Below are 18,668 nucleotides of genomic sequence, written 5' to 3'. Positions count from 1 at the left end.
TCGGACGATCTTCTGCGACACAACCGCGACACAATGGCGGAACGGCTGGGACGCGGCGACGGCACGGTCGAACACGTGACCAAGAAACGGAAAATCATGCTCGGGCTGGCCGGGTTGGCCCTGGCGGCCTCGGCCTGCTCGACCCAGCCCGCCCCCGGTCCGACTCCCGCGGTCAGTACCGCGCAGGCCAAGGTGCTCTTCCTCGGCGACTCCATCGCCGTCGGTGAGGCCTTGCCGCTGGCCGCCGCGTTCAAGGCAGGCGGAGCCGGTTTCACCTCCATAGCCGCTGAGGGCGGCGGGAACGTCGTCGGCCCCTTCTCCGACGAAAACTGGAAGAAGCTGCCAGAACAGATCACCTCCGCCAAGCCGACCGTTGTCGTCTACCAGATAGCCACCTATGACTGGGGAACCCGGGAAGAGCAGCAGACCGCCTACGAGAAACTGCTGAGCACCACGTCGGGCGCCGGCGCGAAACTGGTCTTCGTCACCATGCCCCCACTGAAACCGGACGACTTCTACCAGCCGCACATGGCAGAACTGGAGCGCACCCCGGACGTCGCCCGCACGGTGGCGGCCGGCTCCGGCGGCAAGGCCGTCGTACTCGACGCCGTCGAAGTGTGGGGCAGCGCCTACCAGCAGACAAAGGACGGCAAGGCGGACCGCAGCGCCGACGGCATCCATACCTGCCCGCAAGGAGCCGCCCGCTTCACCGGCTGGCTGCTCACCGGTCTGACCGAAGTGCTCCCGGGCTTCACTCCCCCGGCCGCGGAAACCTGGGCGAACACCGGCTGGTCGGCCGACGAGCACTTCAAGGGCTGCTGACCGCGGCGAAGGTCAACCCTCTTCGCATGGCGGTCCCGGGAGCCGGCGGGCGAACAGGATCGCGCCCGGTTTCGGCTCATCCGGATTCAGCAGGTGCTGCGCCTCCAGGGTGAAGCCCGCCTCGCGGAGCCAGCCGGCCACGCGGGACGGTTGGCGCCGGTACCCACGCGCAGGCGTAGTCCGCTCCCCGCTCGCCTTGGTTTCCGGCTCGTCACCGACATGGAATCCCACGGCCAGCACCCCGTCCGGCCGCAAAACCCGGTGGAACTGCTCGATCACGCCCGGCACCGCCTCGTCCGGGATGTGGATCAGCGACCACCACGCGAGCACTCCGGCGAGGGAGGCGTCGGCGAGTTTCAGGTCGGTCATGGACCCGACCTCGAACCGCGCGCCGGAGTGCTCGCTGCGCGCGGTCTCGATCATCGCGGGTGACAGGTCGATGCCGAACGCGTCCGCGCCCAGCTCCCGCAGCAACGCGGTGGTGTGCCCCGGCCCGCAACCCACATCGGCGACGGGTCCGCCGCCGATCGCGCGAACCAGGTCGGCGAACAGCACGACCCCCGCACGAACGTGGAGCTTCCTGTCGAGCAGATCGCGAGTCTCCTCGGCGTAACCGGCAGCGTCGGCGTCGTACGAATTCCGGGTTTCGGTCAACCAGGTCATCGAGGAACCGTAGCCCTCTCGACCGTCACCTGTCCGCCTACCGGCGGGCCGGTTACTGTCCTTTCTGGACATGCTTCATGGCCGGGGGATGTTGCGGAGGTTGGCCCGCGCGAGGTCGATCATCCGGCCGACGCCGCCTTCGAGCACGACTTTGCTCGCGGCCAGCGCGAATCCGCCGAGCTGGCCGGCGGTGATGCGCGGCGGGACGGACAGCGCGTTGGGGTCGGTCACGACGTCCACCAGCGCGGGACCGTCGTGGCTCAGCGCGTCCTCGAGGGCCGAACGCAGCCGGGTCGGATCGGTCACCCGCTCGGCGTGCAGGCCTGCACCGCGCGCGATCGCGGCGAAGTCGACCGGGCGATGGTCGGTCTGATAGTCGGGCAGGCCCTCGACCAGCATCTCCAGCTTGACCATGCCCAGCGACGAGTTGTTGAACGTGACGATCTTGACCGGGAGGTCGTGCAAAACGACGGTGAGCAGTTCACCGAGCAGCATGCCCAGTCCCCCGTCACCGGACATCGACACCACCTGTCGCCCCGGGTAGGCGAACTGCGCGCCGATGGCGTGGGGCAACGCGTTCGCCATGGTGCCGTGCAGAAACGACCCGATGACCCGGCGACGGCCGTTGGGGGTGAGATAACGGGCGGCCCACACATTGCACATGCCGGTGTCCACGGTGAAGATCGCGTCGTCCGCCGCGAGTTCGTCCAAGAGGTCCGCGGCGAACTCCGGGTGGATGGGGACGTGCTTTTCCACGTCGCGGGTGTAGGCGTCGACGACGTGTTCCAGCGATTTGCAGTGGTCACGCAGCATGCGGTCCAGGAACGCCCGGTCGGTCTTGCGCCGCAGGAGCGGCAACACGGCCCGCAGGGTCTCCCGAACATCGCCGTGCACGGCCAGTTCCAGCGGAGTGCGCCTGCCCAGCCGGGTCGCGTCGTGGTCGATCTGCACGGTCCTGGCCTGGGGAAGAAAGGAGTCATAAGGGAAATCGGTGCCCAGCAGTACCAGCAGATCCGCGTCGTGCATGGCCCGGTAGCAGGCGCCGTAGCCGAGCAGGCCGCTCATGCCGACGTCGTAGGGATTGTCGTACTGGATCCACTCCTTGCCGCGCAGGCTGTGACCGACCGGCGCCTGGACGGCCCCGGCGAGTTCCATCACCTCGGCGTGTGCGCCGCGCACCCCGGCACCGGCGAACAGGGTGACGGTTTCGGCTTCGTTGATCACCTCGGCGAGCCGTGCCACCTGAGGCTCGGGCGGCACGACCGTCCCGTGCTCGGTGACGGGTGCCCCGCTCCCGGTTGGCGACTCGGCCTCGAGCTGCGCGACGTCGCCCGGCAGCACCAGCACCGAAACCTCGCCGCTGGCCAGCGCGTGCTGCATGGCGATCCGCAGCACCCTGGGCATTTGGGTCGGCCTGCTGATCTGCTCGCAGTAGCCACTGCAATCGACGAACAGCCGTTCCGGGTGGGTCTCCTGGAAGAACCCGGTACCGATCTGGCCAGACGGGATGTGCGAGGCGAGCGCGAGTACCGGGGCGCCCGTGCGGTGCGCGTCGTAAAGACCTTGCACCAGGTGGGTGTTGCCGGGTCCGCAGCTGCCCGCGCACACCGCGAGCCGTCCGGTCAGCTGTGCCTCGGCGGCCGCGGCGAACGCACCCGCCTCCTCGTTGCGCACGTGCACCCAGTCGATACCCGGGGTACGGCGGATGGCGTCGACGATCGGGTTCAGGCTGTCGCCGACCACGCCGTAGATCCGTTCCACCCCGGCCTGCACCAAGACCTGGACGAACTGCTCGGCGACGTTGGGCTTGGCCATCATGACCCCTTCGATGCTGCGGCGGCGGGAACGTCCCCATGATCCACGTGACGAACCGACCTCGCAGATTCTGCGCGCGGGCGGGTGACAGCAGAGCCATCACCTCTCGTCGCGGATCGGTGGCTGAGGCTCGGGCAGGACGGCGGTCATCGCGCCGTCCACGGTGACGGTCTCACCGGAGACGAAGCGGGCCTGATCACCGAGCAGGAAGGTGACCACACGCGCGATGTCGTCCGGCTGAGCGAGTTCGCCGAGTGGCTGCAGTTTGGTCAGCGCGTCGCGGGTGGCCGCGTCCTGCCAGCGATGCGCGTTACGTGGCACCATGACGAATCCGGGCCGGACGATGTTGCATCGGAGCCCGCGCGGTCCGAGTTCCACGGCGGCCGCGCGACCCAGCGCCTCCAGCGCGGCCTTGGCCATCGCGTACGGCGCCTGCCCGCCCCAGGCAAGGCCCGCGTGGATCGAACTGACCAGCACCGCGGCGCACGGTCGTCCCGCGGCACGATCGGCCAGCTGCTGCAACGGTTCCAACGCGGACACCGCGCCGATGTCCAGCACCCTGCGGAGCGCATCCGTCGTCTGCTCGGCAAGGGGAGCGCGATGCTCACTCAGCAGGCAATGCACCAGCCCGGTCACGCTGCCGAGTGCGTCGAAAGCGGCGCCGATCTCGGCAGGGTCGGTCGCGTCGCCACGGATCCACCGCAGGCCGGCTTGTTCCGGTGGCGGTGGCGCGATGTCCACCACCGCGACCTGTCGCCCCTCCGCGAGCAGCGCACGTACGACGGCCGCGCCGATACCACCCGCGCCACCGAGTACCACCACGCCACTCATGACCACGCCCCTTCCGCCGCGGTTCCGGTGGTGAAGAAGGCACGCACGACGAGTCCCGCCGCCGCGGTGACGAGTGGGTTGTCGCCGGAACGTGGGAGAACCAGCGACCGCGGCGGGGTCGTCTCGACTCTGTCGCGCACCGCTTCGAGCCATTGGCCTGACGGCGCGCCGCTGCCTCCGAGGATGATCATGCGCGGCCGCATCAGGTCGTACACCGTGTCGGCCACCTGAGCCACCTGGGCGCTGCGTGCCTCGAGGATCCCGATCGCGACCGGATCCGTGTCCGCCAGGCGGATCAGTTCGGCCAGCGAGGTCACCACGAGCCCGGCGGATCGGGCCGCGGCCAGCAGCGCCACGTCGGTCCCGACCTCACTGAAGCGCGCGTGGCCGCCGCCGGTGAGGGCGGGGACGAGGATGCGACCGAAGTCGCCCTGGATGACACTGTCCGGCCCTGTCGCCGGTCGGCCGAGGAACCCCATCTCCGCGACGTTGCCGACGAACAGGTACAGCACGCTGTGCTGACCCAGCCCTGCCCCGAAGGTGAGTTCGGCGCCCAGCAACGCACACACGTTGGCGTCCACCACGACCTCGAGCCCGGTCCGCTCGCGCAACCGTTCGGCGACCTGGACGTCGACCCACCCCAGGACGTCGTTACGGGCGACCCGGCCCGCCGTGCGGTCCACCTCGCCGCCGACGGCCAAGCCGATGCCCAGCACCGGGCCGGGAGCGTGGCCCGTCATCTCGGCGGCCAGTTCGGCGGCTCGTCGCACCGTGGCCGCGCTGTCCGCCGGATCGCGGTCTTCGGTATATGTCCGCACACAATGACCGGCCAGGTCGGTCAGACCGACGGTGGTCCGTTCGAGGCCGAGGTGTACGCCGACCGCGTACCGGCTGGACGGGTCCAGCTCCACCGGCACCCTTGGCCTGCCGAATCCGGTGGACCGCTCGACGAGTTCCCGCACGATTCCGAGGGAAAGCAACGGCTCGATGATCCTGCTGACGCTGCCGTGGTTGAGGGACAGCTCCTTCGCGATGTCGCTGCGGGCCAGCGGACCGCGCTGGACGAGCAACTGGAGCACGGCGGCCGTGTTGGCCTGCCGGGCCTGGCGCGGCCGGGTTCCGCTGAGGCGTGGCTGGTTCACTCTCGCGCTGACTCCCCGGACTCGACGCCGTTGACTTCCTCGAGCTCGACACCGGTGGTGGCCAGCCACGGCGACGCCAGCACGATCAACGCGCTGACCAGGAACGCGCAGGCGTACCACGCTACAACCGCTATGCCGTGGCTTTGCAGCAGCATCGGCGCCAGGAACACGTTGAGCGCGATCGCGAGCCGGGTCACGCACTGAGCGATACCGGAGCCGAGGCCTCGCAGCGCGGTGGGGAACGCCTCGGTGCTCCAAACCCAGGACAACACTCCCGGGCCGAACCAGGTCAGCATGGCGTACAGGATCCAGAAGATCACCAGGCCGACACCGGCCCGCTCGCCGGTGAACGCGATGCCCAAGCCGGCGACGAACACCCCGAGACACGTCCACACACCCAGCCAACGGCGGTTGATCCGGTCGATGACCAGCGTGCCGAGGCCCACCGCGATCAACCCCACGACGAAACCCAGCAAGGAGAAGTGCAGGGTGTTGGACACGCCGATGCCGGTACTGCTGATGATCAACGGTCCCGCCACGGTCGCCACCGCGCCACCGAATGCCTGGATGGCGAAGAACGCCGTGACCGTCACCATGCGCCGCCACGCCCCGCCGGACACCAACGTCCGGTAGCTCCGTTTCTCGAGGACCTCGTGCTTCGGCGGTTCCAGCCCGAGCGAGTCGTAAACCTGCTTCGCCTCTTCCACGCGGCCACGCGCACGCAGCCAACGTGGCGACTCCGGCAAGAACTGCCTCGCCACCAACACCGCGGCCGCGGGAACCGCCGCCAGGCCGAACAGCCACCGCCAGGTCTCGTTGCCGAACAACGGCTGGAGCGCCAACGCGAACAACACCGAAGTGACGGCGCCACTGAGCCACATCAGGTTGGGCAGGCTGCCCGCGACCCGGCCTCGACGGGACTTGGGCGCGATCTCGGTGAGGAACGCGTGCGAGGTCGGGATGTCCATGCCCACCGCGACACCGAGCACGAACCTGGCCGCGACCAGTTGCCACACGTCCTGAACGAACGCGGCGGCAAGGGACGCCACCACGAAGAACACCAGGTTGATCATGAAGATCGCCCGGCGGCCGAACCTGTCGGTCAGATCGCCGAACACCACCAGGCCCAGCGCTGTGCCCACGAACGCGGCCGCGGTCACGAGCCCCACCTGGAACGTGGTGAGGTGAAACGACGGCTTGAGGAACAGCACGGCCGCGCCGATGACGAGCAGGTCGTAGCCGTCGATGAACTCGCCGAACGCGACTAGCAGTTACGCACGAATCGTGCTCGCCTCGGCGAGATCGACGAATGGTCCGCCACGGCAGACACCACCGGATTCCCTCCCCCGGGAATGGAGCACAGCAGCCGTTTCGACTTATGTGCGACGAACACTAAAGTAGCCAACAGCTGTCTCCCAAGGCAATGAGGTCCGTTTACCGCTGCCCTAATGGGCAATTGGGGACGGTGACCGTCTCGAATAGCCCATTGCGGACATCAGCTCCGGCACGACGACACGTGGGGGCGCTAGTTCAACTCTGAGGCACGGTGGTTCGCGGTGTGGCGTAGCGCCGCGACCTGTAGGCCGAGCACGACGCCGACACCGATCGCGGCGGTGGAGACGACCGCTTCGGCCACGGCGTTCCAGGAGCCGGGGAGTTGAGCGAAAACCTGTGACAGGCTCAAATACATCGCGGGTCCCGGTAGTACGGCGCCGGTCAGCCCGGGGATGGTGATGACGGCGGTCGGCACTCTCAGTGTCCGCGCCGCGGTACCGGCGAGGACGCCGAGCACCGTGGTCGCGAGAAGAATCGACAGCGGGGCGGCCAAGCCGAGGATCGAGTGTCCCGTCCAGTTCACCAGGGACGTGACGACACCGGCGCCACAGGCGAGCGGCCACCACCGTGCGGGGGTGCCCATCAGGATCGCGTTGCCCAGCGAACCGATCAGGGCCGTCACCGGCACGAGAGCGAGAGGGAGCGCGGCGAGCTGGACCCGGCCTGCCTCCCCGAGGATGTCGAGATCGTTGGCCACCGACACCACGACCATGACCCCGGTGACGATCGCCGCGGTGAGGAGCAGGACGGTGACGATGCGCGCGGCCGCCATCAAGTGGAAGTCGCCGACGGCGTCTTCCACCAGTGACACCAGCGACAGGATCGGCAGCAGGAGCACGAGGTTGGCCGCCGAGAGGCTCGCGGCTTCGTGCCCGTCGAGCCAGCCGAGCGACAGCACCGAGATCGCGGCCACGAGGACGGTGCTCGCTTTGGCCGCGACCTGAAAGAACTCCGCGATGCCGACCGTGCTCAGCGCCCACCCGATCCGGTTGGCGAGGACGAACAACGCGGCCGACATCGCCGCGGCGAGCGGGGTGCCGTTGGCCTGAAGGCAGATCATCGCCGCGAGCAGGCAACCACCGGGCAAGCTCACATACCACGGCCAGGTCGGGCCCGCCGTGGCGAGCTTGCCGACCGCGCGTTCGGCCTCGGCGAGCGAAATCTCACCGGTGCCCGCACGGACCGCCAGCGCTTCCAGGTCCCCGATCCGCCCGATGTCACGCGTGTCGTTCGCCTCGACGCTGCCCATCAGCACCACCGGCTCGTCGTGTCCGTTCGGGCAGTACTGAAGATGGATGGCCCGGACGCCGACCGAGATCCGCAGATCGTCGATGCCGCCCGCTCGTGCCAGCCGTCGAACGGTGCGCACGATGACCTCGGTCTCGATGCCCTGACGAAACATCTGCATCGCCAGGTCGAGAGCGAAGGCAAGCTCACGCCGTGCCCGCGCACGCTCGTTCTCCACCATGCCGGGCACGGTAAAGGCCCGTCCGGTCCAGTGACGCGATACCGAGCGGGCCGGCCCATGGCTTCGCCCGATCGTGGTCCGATGATCGAGGGGTGAGCGTGGCTGACAAACTGCGGGGATGATCGTCGGATATGTCCTCGCGCTGCTGGCGGCGCTGGCCTCGGGTGGCGGCTCGGTGCTGGAGTCGATCGGCGTCCGTCGCGCGGGTGCTTACGGCGGCAGCGCGCTGGACCTGGTGAACCTGCGACGCCAGTGGATCTACTTCCTGGGCATCGGCGTCGACCTGATCGGCTTCGCCTGCGCGGCGGCCGCGTTGCATCGGCTGCCGCTGTTCCTCGTCCAGTCGGTGCTGGCGTTCAGTGTCGGCGTGACGGCCATGATCTCCGCGTTCATGGGCACCCGGCTGGCGGCACAGGGCTGGGCCGCGCTGGGAGTCGGGGCGGTCGGCCTGGTCTTGCTGGGCTTGTCGGCGCAGCCGGGTCCGGCCAAGGTGCTCCCGGCGGCGTGGCGCTGGGTCCTGCCCGCGATGGCGTTGGTCGTCGGGGCGATCGCTTGGTACTTCAGGCGATTCGACCGCCCCTGGGCCGCGCAGGTGCTCGGCTTCGCGACGGGAGTCGGCTTCAGCATGGTCGGCGTCTCGGCGCGCACCCTGGAGCTCCCGTCCTCGGGCTGGGCGATGCTGGTGGAACCGGCCGTGTGGGCGATGATCCTCAACGGCCTCGCCGCGGCGGTCGCGTTCGCCCTCGCCCTGCAAAAGAGCGGTGCGACGGCGGTCAACGCGATCATGTTCACCACGAACACGGCGTTGTCCTCGGTCATCGGCCTGGTCTTCCTCGACGACCGCGTACGTGACGGTTACACCACCTTCACGGTCGCGGGCCTGATCCTGGCCATGTCGGGCGCGGTCGTCACCGCCCACTACGCCTCCCATGCCAAGGGACCCGTCCGCGTGGCCAAATGACGTGAGGTGAGCGCCGGAACCGTTGTTCGCCTGCCGACGTCAGAACGCGAACTCGCTCGAGGAGGAGCCATGCCGTTCCTTGATCCCGAACCGCTCTACGCCAAGCTCACCTCGGGCGACGCGGCGGGCATCGCCGAGGTCGGCGCCACCATCGCCGACGCCAAGGCGTCGTTGCAGACCGTCGCGGACAGGATCTCCGACGGCGCTCTCCGGGCGGCGCGGTCATGGCGCGGCACGGCGGCGGCGGAGTTCGTCGGCAAGGCGAAAGAGTCCTCGCGGGCCGTCGGGGAGGTGTATGAACAGCTCCACACTGCGGAGTCAGCCGTCAAAGACGCGGCGAAGGCATACTCCGCGCTGCGAACGTCAGCCGAGACAGCCATCGGGCCGTGGCGCAAGCTAGGCCTGAGCGATCTCGCCGAAGCGCCGGAAATCGCCATGCGGACCGTCCGGGCGCTGACCGTCGCCCAGCACGCCTACGAAAGCAAGCTGAACGCGCTGGCAGCCACGACAGACGGCGGCTGGGACGACGACGGCAACGCCCACATCAGCGGCGTCGATCCGGGACAGCCGTGGACATCCCAGGGCCTGGCCTATGACGGCGAAAACCTGCTCGTGGGCTCGTATCACGACGGCGACGGGGACGGGAAGGGCGACAACCCGATCGGTCCGGGGCTGACGCCGAGCCGGCTGACCTACGTCGACTACGACACCGGCAAAGAAGTGGGGAACGTCTATCTCAACGGCAACGGCGAGGTAGGCGCGCCCACGCACACCGGTGGCGTCGCGACGGACGGCGAACACGTCTGGGTGTCGTCCAACGGCTACGTGTACGTCTACGACAAAGCCGAACTCGATGCCGCACAGGACAGCGGCGTGCCGATCGACGCCGTCGACGTGGTTCCGACACCTGCCCACAGCTATGTCACCTACGCACAGGGAAAGCTCTTCGTGGGTGACTACACCAACAACCGGCTTTACGAAGTCCCCGTCGGCAAGAACGGCTCACCCGAGCCGGACAAAGCCGGGGAGCCGATCGAGACACCGAACAACGTCCAGGGTGTCGTGGTGCGCGACGACGAGTTCATCTTCTCCTCCTCCGATGGACACAGCGGCAAGTTCTACCGACAGGACCGGACGCCGGAACTGTTCGACTTCAACGATCGCGAAGAAATCGAACTGAAGGGCGGCGAGCCGGGCAACGAAGACGGCTACGACTCGCACGGCGTCGAGGAAGCCGTCGAGATCGACGGGGAAATCGTGCTGGCGCACGAATCCGGCGCCTACGGCTACCAGAAGAACCCGGGCGAAAAGTGGGACGAGCCGGAGCTGACCAGGATCTCGCTGGATGAACTGGGCCTGGACCCGGACGGCGCGCTCTCCCCCGGGGACGCCGGGTACGAAACCGATCCCGACTCACTGGTCTGCGCCGCAGGAGTCTTGGACGGGGCGACCTCGACGGTGAGCGCCGCGGCAGGCACGATGTCACGGCTGCAACTGGTGTCGCACCTGCTCGGCGACGTTCCCGCGGCCGCCACCTTCAGCGACGCGCTGACCAAGTACACCACCGCGGCCGGCGATCGGCTGACCGCGGGCGCGGAAACGATCGGCGGCATCGCGGACAGTCTGGTCACCGGCGCCGACACGTACCGGCGCGTCGAAGACGGGATCAGCGAAGGATTGGACAGACTCGGAAAAGTCCTCCCCTGACGCTACTCGCCGCGCGACAACGTGAACCCCAGCTCCCTGCCCCGCGTCACGAGTTCTTCCCGGGCAGCCGGATGCGCGACGTGGTCGATGATCTGCTGCGCCTGTTCACTCGCGTCGTTGCCCCAGATGGTCGCGACGCCGTGTTCGCTGACCAGGAAACTGTGCTGGAACGACGTCACCGGTCCGGCCAGCCGGGGCACGACCGTCGAGACGTCGGCCTTCGGATGCCAGGACGGCAGCGCGATGATCGCCCGGCCGCCGGGTGAATGCAACGCCCCGACCACGAAGTCGGTCTGCCCGCCGAATCCCGAGTAGATCGCCCCTCGCACCCGGCTCGCGTTGGCCTGCGCGAACAGGTCCACCTCGAGGGCACTGTTCACCGAGACCAGACCGCGCTGCCGAGCGATCACGGCGGGATCGTTCGTCTTTTCCGTGCGCAGCAGCCGGATCCGCGGATTGCGGTCGAGCCACCGGTACAGCTCGGCACTGCCGAACACGAACGACGCCGTCACCGGTTCCGCCGGATCGAGCGCCCCTGCGCGGTCGAGCGCGAGCACGCCGTCGCTGAACATCTCCGACCAGATCGCGAGTCCGCGCCGTCCGGTCACCGCGGCCAGGGTGGCGTCCGGGATCCCGCCGATGCCCAGTTGCAGGGTCGCGCCGTCCGCGACCAGTCCGGCCACCCGCTCACCGATGGTCCGCGCCGTGTCCCCCACCGGCCGCGGCACCGGCGACAGGAGCGGCTCCTCCGCCTCCAGCGCGTAATCGATCTCCCCGAGCGGCAGGACGCCGTCGCCGTAGGTGAACGGCATGTTGGGGTTGAGCTGCGCGATCACCAGGCCGCCCCGGGCCCGCACCGCCTCGACGGCCGCGGGCAGGATATTCACCTCCGTGCCCAGCGACACCACGCCGTCCACCGGAACCGAGGTGTGCAGCAGGACGACGTCCGGCGGCAGCGCGTGCTTGAGCAGCTGCGGCACCAGCGACAGCCGGGACGGGAAGTACCGCAGCCCGGCGCGGCCGCGCATCCCCGCACCCACGAACGGCGTCTCCAGCAACACGCCCTCGCGGTCCGGCATCCCGGCCTGCGCGTTCAACGCGAACAACCGATACTCCGCCAGTGCCGTGTCCAGCACCTTCAGCGCCCGCATCGGCGTGGCGAAGTTCCCGCTCACCACCACCCGGGGCTGCGACGCGGGAACGCCCGCCAGGACGGCACCGAGCTGACTCTCCGACAAGACACGCATGAGCCGATCATGCCCCAGCCCTCGCACTCCGGCCGGTACCCGAGGTGGACGCCACACGTGCTTGAGCGGTGTCCAGACACGTCAGCGGCCCTTGCGGAAGATCGCGGTCACCCGCGCGCCCTCGTCGACCTCCATCGGCCCGGTCGATCGCTGGGTCTCGACTCCGACCGCGGCCGCCAGCTCGCAGCCGTACAGGTCGAGCGTCGACTCGGCGAGTGACGTCAAGTCGGTGATCGCGGCCCGGCCGCGCACCCAACCCGTCGTGCCGACGATCAACGCCACCACGATCGCGGGCCACCACAGCACGCCGAGCAGCAGCGCGGGCCAGGCCCAGCTGGCGACGGTGACCGCGGCCGCGAACGCCCCGTTCGCGGCGGTGATCTCGGCTCGTGCGGTGTCCGGAATGGTGAGCCAGAACCGCGGCCACGCGAAAGGCAGATCCAGGCCGTACCGCGCGGCGGCGATCCCTTCCACGGCATGGATCCGGTCACCCATCCAGGTCGACCTGCCTGGTCGCGCCATCGCGACCGCGTTCGTCCGCGCCGCGGCACGATCGATCTTGTGCTGCGCCGAGGCGCTTCGGGTATCCGCCGGCTGAGCGGCCTCCAGTTCCTGGCGGCGGCGTAAGCGTTTCTCCCACTTTCGGATCCGTCGAGCCGTCAGGAACGCTCCCGGCCACCTGCCAAGCCACAGCGTCCGGGTGACACCCGTCATCGCCTGGACCACCAGACCGACACCCGCCGACGCGAGCAGTACCGCGACGAGCACGACCGCCTGCACGGTGCCCGTCCGGCCGGCGATGGACGTCGTCGCCGCGGTGAGTGCCTGCGACGCCATCGACAGATCCAACGCGTGTGCGTGCCCCAGCCGGCCGCCGACGAGTGCGCCGACGACGAACAGCGCACCGGGTACGAGCAGCAGGCCGACCCACCGTTGCGCGAGTGTTTTCGCGAGTTCCTTGAAGAAGTCGTTCATCGAAGACGCTTCATCGCCGAATCGGTGACCTGACATCGGGGCACCGGCCCGGCGGGTACCGGCCGTTCCTCGCGCGAACAATGACCGTGCGGGCATCCGAACAGTTCCTCGTGTGCCCGGCCGGTGCCGCCACCGGGCAGCCCGCCGTGCAGAGACCGGTTCCCGGTGGCCGGGTCGATGCCGAAATATCGGTTGAGCAAGCCGGAAATCGGCCTGCCTTCGGCCGCGGCCCGCTCTATCCGGGTCAGCTGCCCGTGCTTCGTCTCGTCGAGCCGCGCGACCTCGGCACGCAGATACGGCAGATCGAGGCAGAAGTGCGCCAGCACTTGCCGTTCGGCGTCATCCATCCGGTTTCGTCCCCCTCTTCCCCGCCCTCGACCGTCTGGCCGCCGACAGCCCGATTGGGTACGGTATCGACTGGTGGCATCCTATGAAGCGCTGGCTCGAATGTCCGATCGGCTGGCCGAATTTCAGCGATCAGGCAGGCCGGATCCGCTGTTCGCGACGGAGACCACCGCCGATGCGGACGACTTGACGCCGCTCGCCCTCTCCGACACGGATGCCCGCCGGACGGACGCATGCCTCGTGCTCGGCTGGCTGCATTTCTTCCGCTGGTCCGCCCTTGCCACGGATACCAGGAACACGGAACTCGCACGGGCGATTGCTTTCTTCGGACGAGTGGCGGACAACCCGGCCGCGGTACCCGAGCCACTGCGGGCGCTCATCGGCCCGATGGCCGACGCGACTGTCCAGGACAAGGTCGGCTGCGACCTGCTGCGTGCCGCCTCACGCACGCCCGATCCGTATCTGATCGACGCCGGAATCCTCCTGCTGGGGGCAGCGGTCGCCGTGACGTCGGCCGACAATCCTCGCGCCGGTACCCGAATCGCGATGCTCCTGATCGGCCACCAGTGGCGCTACCGGCGCACTCGGCATCTCGACGATCTGAAGCGAGCCATCGAAACCGGTGAGCACGCGATCCGGGTCCTCCCCGCGGAACACCCTGAACTCCCGGGGATCCTCACGAATCTCGGAGTGGCGTATCAAGCCCGGTACGGGCGAGCCGAGGCGATGCCGGATCTGGCCCGCTCGATCGAACTCACCACGCAGGCGCTGACCATGTTCTCCGCCGACGATCCGCAGCGCGCGGCGTGCTTGTCCAATCTCGCTGACACCTATGCCGAACGATCGGCGAGAACCGGCGACGTCGCCGACCTGAACATCGCGATCGACTGTGCCGAGCGGGCGTTGGCCCTCGCCCCCGCTGGAACTCCGGAGCACGCAGGCTGTCTGTCCGAGGTCGGCGCGATCCATTTCCGCCGGTACGAGCGTTTGGGCGACGTCGCTGACCTGCATCGCGCGATCGACTTCGAGGAGCGGGCACACGCGACGAGACCCGGCCTGCCCAAACCGCTGACCGACCTATGCGTGATGTATCGCGAGCGATACCAGCGTCTCGGTGAGGTCGCAGATGTGCGTCGTGCCATCGAGTCGGGCGAACAAGCGTTGGCGCTGCTGCCGGACGGCGACGCGCGTCGTGCCGTGCCCGCGTCGATGCTCAACCTGGCCTGCCGTCACCTATACGAGGCGACTCAGGATCCGGCCCAGCTACGGCGCGCGATCGACTACGGACGGCTGGCCGTAGCGACGAGTCCGGCGGGGTCGCCGGACCAGGCGAGTGCACTCGCCAATCTCAGCCCAGCGCTGCAACGACTTTACGAGCACACCGGCTTGCTTTCGGATCTCCAGCAAGCCATCGACGTCGACGAAGAAGCACTCTCGCTGCTGCCGGACGGTCATCCGGCCCGCGTCACGTCCTTGTCGAATCTCTGCGTCGCCTATCGGAGCCGAGCGGAACACACCGAGGCGTCCGCCGACCGGAGGCACGCCATCGATCTGGGCGAGCAGGCGCTCGCCGCCATCCCCGCCGACGATCCGACCCGGGTCGTCACCATCCGGACGGTGAGCGCCACCTACCGGGACCACTTCAAACACCACCGCGACATCGCCGATCTGAACCGGGCGATCGAACTCGCCCACCTGGCGCAGGACACACTGCCCGCCGATCATCCCGACCGCTATCGCCACTTGTCCGAACTGAACACCGTCTACCAGCTCCGGGCCCAGCATTCCGGTGACGCGGCGGACATGCGACGCGGTATCGAATTTCAGGAACAGGCGCTGGGTTACCTGCCGCACGGCCATCCCATGCTGGCGCTGGTGTCCGCGAATCTCGGCCAAGCACACCACCAGTTCGCCACCACCACGGGTCGGCCGGTGAACGAGGACCGGCTCGGCCCTCTCATCGACGTGATCGTCGGCTCGGCTGCCACGGCGTCGACGACGCAGCAGGTGCGCTCCTATCACGTGGCAGGCCGCGTGGCGACGGTGCTCGGCGACCATGTCCGCGCCGCGGCGCTGCTGGACACGGCCGCCGCGCTGTTGTCATCGGTCCCGCCGTCGAGCACGAATTGGCGCGACCGCGAATTCCGGGTGGGCCAGTACACGGGACTGGTGCGGGAAAGTATCGCCGCGCACTGCGCGATCGGCGACCCGGCCGGCGCCGTCGAGGTAGCCGAGCTCAGCCGGGGCATCCTGCTGACCGCCGAGCGCGACGCGGGTGTCGGCACTGCCAGAGCGCCGTCGTTTCCCGAACTGCGGGTGGCGGCGGGCGACGGTGCGGTGGTCCTGGTCAACACGAATCTCCGCCAGGGTGAAGCGATCATCGTCACGGCCACCGGCGATCCGCTCCTCGTCCCGCTGCCCGATCTCGGTGGCGACCGGCTTCACGAGCGGGTTCAGCAGCTGATCGACGTCAACCAGCAACGCGGGTTCGCCGCCGCACTGCACCAACGGCGGGTCATTCCGGAAATCGTCGGCTGGCTGTGGGACGTCGCCGTCGGCCCGATCTTGGACGCCCTGCCCGCCACCCGTCGGGTGTGGTGGCTGCCGACCGATCTGCTCGGCCTGTTCCCGTGGCACGCCGCCGGTCATCCGGGCGCACCGGGCGCACTGGACACCGTGATCTCCTCCTACACAGCGACCCTTGGCACGTTGGCCCACGCCCGTTCCCGTCCGCCCGCGACCGAACGCAGGCAGCTGACCGTCGCCGTCCGCGACGCCCCTGGCTCGACGTCGCTGCCTGCCACCGTCAGCGAAGCCGAGCAGCTGCACGCCGCCCATCCCGACCTGCCGCTGTTGATCGGCGAGCACGCCACGGCCGATACCGTGCTCGCCGCACTGCGCGAAGCGACGTGGGCACATTTCGCCTGTCACGCCGACGCCGATCTACTCGTACCTTCCCGTAGCGGAATCCAGCTCCACGACGAAATCCTGTCGCTGTCCGAAATCAGCGGGCTGCGGCTGGCCGACGCCGAGCTGGCCTACCTGTCCGCTTGCTCGACCGCGAACCCGGGCGTCACTCAGGCCGACGAATCGTTGCACCTGGCGTCGGCCTTCCAGATGGCAGGCTTCCGCCACGTCATCGCCACCCTGTGGCCGATCGCCGACGACATCGCGGCCGCCACCGCACGCGAGATCTACCGGCATCTCGACGGGACACCCTCTGCCGACGCCGCGGCCGTCGCGGTCCGGCGAGCCACACTCGAACTGCGCGCCACGCGTCCCGATCGCCCGGATTTGTGGGCTTCACTCATCCACAACGGCCCCTGAACCGTGTGAATTCAGGACCCGACGGCGCAGGAGGAAACTCGCCCCACCCGCCAGCACGAACAGGCACGACGCCACGAAGATCTTCTCGTCGGAGGGATCCCCATCGACGGCCGGGTGCACGCTTTTGAGAACCACGTGGACATAGAAGAAAACCGCGGGAGCGTACAGCGCCCACCACGCGACCTTGCTCCAGTCCTTCAGCGCGTACCCGTCCAGCGGTTTGATCGGGAGCAGCCCGAAGACGACCACCTGGATGCCCGCGGCCAAGACGACGCAGATCGCGAAAGCGCCTTCGTAGGCCGGCGACTTCGGACCGGCCTCCCGCCCGGCGATGACGACGGGAGCGAAAGCCGCCCAGAGCCCGACACAGGTCGCGAGGACGGCAATGCCGCCACCCAAGGTCGCCCGTCCTTGCGCGTGTTTCGACGCCGCTCCAACCGCGATGAAGGTAACGACCAGTCCGTAGACATAGGGCACGGGCGAGCCGAGGAAACGGGACAGGGTGGCCAGGGTCGCCGCGACGAGGAACCCCAGCCAGATCGCGCGCAGGTACCCGCGTCCGCGGCTGGTGTTGAGCAGGGTGTCCTTGGGTTTCTCATAGGCGGAAACGACCAGCACCAGGGAAATCGCTCCTACCGCCGCTTTCAGCAGGACGGCGCCCCAGTCCCAGGTGGCGGCCTTGATCTCCGCGTCCGCCCAGACCAGCAGCGCCCCGCCGAGTGCCGCGTAGCCGAGCGTCCGCACCCATCCGGGAGTGCGAGGTGTCGCCGTTTCCAGCCGTTCTCTGACTTTCGGGGTCCGGAGGAATTCGATGATCTTGTTGACCAGGTCCGCCGGGAACGCCGCCTCCAGCAGCAGAACGACGGCGATGATCGCCGCCGACTCCACCAGGCTCTCCGCCAGCGACCGCAGATCGGTCTTGATTTCGCTCAGGACGGGAATGTCGATGATCCCGGGTCCGCGCGGCTCCGGCGGTCTCGGGGGCGGTTCCGGCGGGGCAGGTGTCTCCGTGGCTTGCCGGTCGGTCGTGGCGGCGGCCGGTTTCCAGGTCAGTTCGAAGGTCGTCAGGCCGGGGCCGGTCGGCAGCCTCATGGTGCCCGCGCGATAAGTGGTCCCGGCGCACCGGAACTCCACGGTGCGGTCGCCCGCGGCCATCCCGGCCGGGATGAACGCGTGCAGATCGATGAACTCCCATTCGGCCGCTCCGCTACGCCCCTGCCGCGCTTCGTCCAGCCAGGTGTCCAGTCCCCTGCCACCGATGAGGATGGGACCGGCCCGGCAGGCCGCCGGATAGCCGCGCAGGTGCACGGTGACCTCAGGTTTGCCTGACGGCTGGTCGCCGGTCGGCGAAGGGGTGTGCGTGTGCATGTGCGTGGGCACGGTTTCCCTCGGCTGGACCGCGATGGTCACAGTCGCCTCGGCCGCGTCGTTCTGCGGATCCACCGCCCGATAGCCGAAGGAGTCCGTTCCGGTGAAGTCGAGCGGCGGCGCGTAGTCGAACGAGCCGTCCGGCTTCAGGACGATCCGGCCACCTCGCGCCGTGAAACCGTTGCCCGCCTTTGCTTCCGCCGTCAGTCGTTCTCCTGCGGGGTGGCTGTCGCCTGCCAGCACGCCGGGCGCGGAGACCTTCAACAGCACGCCCGACGTCGCCTGGTAGCTGTCATCACGCGGCAGCGGACCGAGCCGCACACCCACGGACACCACCGCGGTGTTGCTCCGAGTCCCCGCCGTGTCGACGATCCGGTAGCTCCACCGCGCGGTCAGCGCAGACCCCCTGCGCCAGCGGAATCCGACCGGACGCGTGGTCGGCTCCACCACGCCGTCCGTCGGACCGGACACCAGCTCGACCGCTCGGACCTGAGTGCCCCGCAGGGTGTCGTTGGCCAGGACGTCGACCGTGAACCAGCCGTCGGCCGCCTGGCCGCTGGAGTAGACGAACTGATCGTCCACCGCCGCCGGTGGCGCCGCGGCCAGGCTCAGGAAGACACCCAGCCCGGCGACCAGCAGCACCAGAGTGCGTTTCATGGCGT

14 protein-coding genes are annotated in these 18,668 nt (G+C 68.8%); 4 read left to right on the top strand and 10 right to left on the bottom strand.

The annotated features are described in order from the left end of the window. Nucleotides 1-33 precede the first annotated feature (33 nt). Nucleotides 34-822, top strand: a complete 789-nt coding sequence (locus ACLARN_RS15790; RefSeq protein WP_409492142.1) for an SGNH/GDSL hydrolase family protein — start codon at nucleotides 34-36, stop codon at nucleotides 820-822. 12 nt (nucleotides 823-834) lie between these two features. On the opposite strand, the gene ACLARN_RS15785 is transcribed toward ACLARN_RS15790, so the two are convergent. From ACLARN_RS15785 to ACLARN_RS15760, 6 genes are all read right to left on the bottom strand, one after another. Next, the gene (locus ACLARN_RS15785; RefSeq protein WP_409492141.1) at nucleotides 835-1,485 is read right to left on the bottom strand and encodes a class I SAM-dependent DNA methyltransferase; all 651 of its coding nucleotides are present in this window, start codon (nucleotides 1,483-1,485) and stop codon (nucleotides 835-837) included. 75 nt (nucleotides 1,486-1,560) lie between these two features. After that, nucleotides 1,561-3,300, bottom strand: coding sequence for a pyruvate dehydrogenase (locus ACLARN_RS15780; protein WP_409492140.1), 1,740 nt, complete (start codon nucleotides 3,298-3,300; stop codon nucleotides 1,561-1,563). Between the two features lie 99 nt (nucleotides 3,301-3,399). After that, nucleotides 3,400-4,131 (bottom strand): SDR family NAD(P)-dependent oxidoreductase, encoded by a 732-nt coding sequence (locus tag ACLARN_RS15775; RefSeq protein ID WP_409492139.1) that lies wholly within the window; start codon nucleotides 4,129-4,131, stop codon nucleotides 3,400-3,402. Beyond that, nucleotides 4,128-5,273 (bottom strand): ROK family protein, encoded by a 1,146-nt coding sequence (locus tag ACLARN_RS15770; RefSeq protein WP_409492138.1) that lies wholly within the window; start codon nucleotides 5,271-5,273, stop codon nucleotides 4,128-4,130. The genes ACLARN_RS15775 and ACLARN_RS15770 overlap by 4 nt, the downstream gene beginning before the upstream one ends. After that, nucleotides 5,270-6,484, bottom strand: a complete 1,215-nt coding sequence (locus ACLARN_RS15765) for an MFS transporter (RefSeq protein ID WP_409492137.1) — start codon at nucleotides 6,482-6,484, stop codon at nucleotides 5,270-5,272. The genes ACLARN_RS15770 and ACLARN_RS15765 overlap by 4 nt, the downstream gene beginning before the upstream one ends. A 314-nt stretch (nucleotides 6,485-6,798) precedes the next feature. Next, a complete protein-coding gene (locus ACLARN_RS15760; RefSeq protein WP_409492136.1) occupies nucleotides 6,799-8,076 on the bottom strand; it encodes a threonine/serine exporter family protein in 1,278 nt (425 codons plus the stop codon). Nucleotides 8,077-8,194: 118 nt separating this feature from the next. Here ACLARN_RS15760 and ACLARN_RS15755 point away from each other — a divergent pair, with 118 nt between their 5' ends. Continuing rightward, entirely contained in the window at nucleotides 8,195-9,037 is an 843-nt protein-coding gene (locus ACLARN_RS15755; protein WP_409492135.1) for a hypothetical protein, read from the top strand. A gap of 69 nt (nucleotides 9,038-9,106) precedes the next feature. Further along, complete coding sequence (locus ACLARN_RS15750) at nucleotides 9,107-10,744, top strand: WXG100 family type VII secretion target (protein WP_409492134.1); 1,638 nt, start codon at nucleotides 9,107-9,109, stop codon at nucleotides 10,742-10,744. Nucleotides 10,745-10,746: 2 nt separating this feature from the next. Here ACLARN_RS15750 and ACLARN_RS15745 read toward each other — a convergent pair whose 3' ends face one another. The 3 genes from ACLARN_RS15745 to ACLARN_RS15735 all read right to left on the bottom strand — a co-directional run bounded on the left by ACLARN_RS15745 (nucleotide 10,747) and on the right by ACLARN_RS15735 (nucleotide 13,313). Then, nucleotides 10,747-11,991 carry an acetyl-CoA hydrolase/transferase family protein gene (locus tag ACLARN_RS15745; protein ID WP_409492133.1) on the bottom strand — a complete coding sequence of 415 codons (1,245 nt, stop codon included), beginning with the start codon at nucleotides 11,989-11,991 and terminating at the stop codon, nucleotides 10,747-10,749. 81 nt (nucleotides 11,992-12,072) lie between these two features. Continuing rightward, complete coding sequence (locus ACLARN_RS15740) at nucleotides 12,073-12,966, bottom strand: hypothetical protein (RefSeq protein WP_409492132.1); 894 nt, start codon at nucleotides 12,964-12,966, stop codon at nucleotides 12,073-12,075. Next, nucleotides 12,963-13,313 carry a hypothetical protein gene (locus tag ACLARN_RS15735; RefSeq protein ID WP_409492131.1) on the bottom strand — a complete coding sequence of 117 codons (351 nt, stop codon included), beginning with the start codon at nucleotides 13,311-13,313 and terminating at the stop codon, nucleotides 12,963-12,965. The genes ACLARN_RS15740 and ACLARN_RS15735 overlap by 4 nt, the downstream gene beginning before the upstream one ends. A 73-nt stretch (nucleotides 13,314-13,386) precedes the next feature. Here ACLARN_RS15735 and ACLARN_RS15730 point away from each other — a divergent pair, with 73 nt between their 5' ends. After that, nucleotides 13,387-16,638 carry a CHAT domain-containing protein gene (locus ACLARN_RS15730; RefSeq protein ID WP_409492130.1) on the top strand — a complete coding sequence of 1,084 codons (3,252 nt, stop codon included), beginning with the start codon at nucleotides 13,387-13,389 and terminating at the stop codon, nucleotides 16,636-16,638. On the opposite strand, the gene ACLARN_RS15725 is transcribed toward ACLARN_RS15730, so the two are convergent. Then, complete coding sequence (locus ACLARN_RS15725; RefSeq protein ID WP_409492129.1) at nucleotides 16,615-18,663, bottom strand: FGLLP motif-containing membrane protein; 2,049 nt, start codon at nucleotides 18,661-18,663, stop codon at nucleotides 16,615-16,617. The genes ACLARN_RS15730 and ACLARN_RS15725 overlap by 24 nt on opposite strands. Nucleotides 18,664-18,668 lie beyond the last annotated feature (5 nt).

The organism is Amycolatopsis sp. cmx-11-12 (assembly GCF_046269425.1).
Classification (GTDB): domain Bacteria; phylum Actinomycetota; class Actinomycetes; order Mycobacteriales; family Pseudonocardiaceae; genus Amycolatopsis.
This window is presented reverse-complemented; position numbering and strand designations above follow the sequence as displayed.

What these genes read in the sequence shown, in the direction of transcription:
- ACLARN_RS15790 (WP_409492142.1), top strand. Translation starts at nt 34, where the DNA reads ATGGCGGAACGGCTGGGACGCGGCGACGGCACGGTCGAACACGTGACC.
- ACLARN_RS15785 (WP_409492141.1), bottom strand. Translation starts at nt 1,485, where the DNA reads ATGACCTGGTTGACCGAAACCCGGAATTCGTACGACGCCGACGCTGCC.
- ACLARN_RS15780 (WP_409492140.1), bottom strand. Translation starts at nt 3,300, where the DNA reads ATGGCCAAGCCCAACGTCGCCGAGCAGTTCGTCCAGGTCTTGGTGCAG.
- ACLARN_RS15775 (WP_409492139.1), bottom strand. Translation starts at nt 4,131, where the DNA reads ATGAGTGGCGTGGTGGTACTCGGTGGCGCGGGTGGTATCGGCGCGGCC.
- ACLARN_RS15760 (WP_409492136.1), bottom strand. Translation starts at nt 8,076, where the DNA reads ATGGTGGAGAACGAGCGTGCGCGGGCACGGCGTGAGCTTGCCTTCGCT.
- ACLARN_RS15755 (WP_409492135.1), top strand. Translation starts at nt 8,195, where the DNA reads ATGATCGTCGGATATGTCCTCGCGCTGCTGGCGGCGCTGGCCTCGGGT.
- ACLARN_RS15750 (WP_409492134.1), top strand. Translation starts at nt 9,107, where the DNA reads ATGCCGTTCCTTGATCCCGAACCGCTCTACGCCAAGCTCACCTCGGGC.
- ACLARN_RS15745 (WP_409492133.1), bottom strand. Translation starts at nt 11,991, where the DNA reads ATGCGTGTCTTGTCGGAGAGTCAGCTCGGTGCCGTCCTGGCGGGCGTT.
- ACLARN_RS15740 (WP_409492132.1), bottom strand. Translation starts at nt 12,966, where the DNA reads ATGAACGACTTCTTCAAGGAACTCGCGAAAACACTCGCGCAACGGTGG.
- ACLARN_RS15735 (WP_409492131.1), bottom strand. Translation starts at nt 13,313, where the DNA reads ATGGATGACGCCGAACGGCAAGTGCTGGCGCACTTCTGCCTCGATCTG.
- ACLARN_RS15725 (WP_409492129.1), bottom strand. Translation starts at nt 18,663, where the DNA reads ATGAAACGCACTCTGGTGCTGCTGGTCGCCGGGCTGGGTGTCTTCCTG.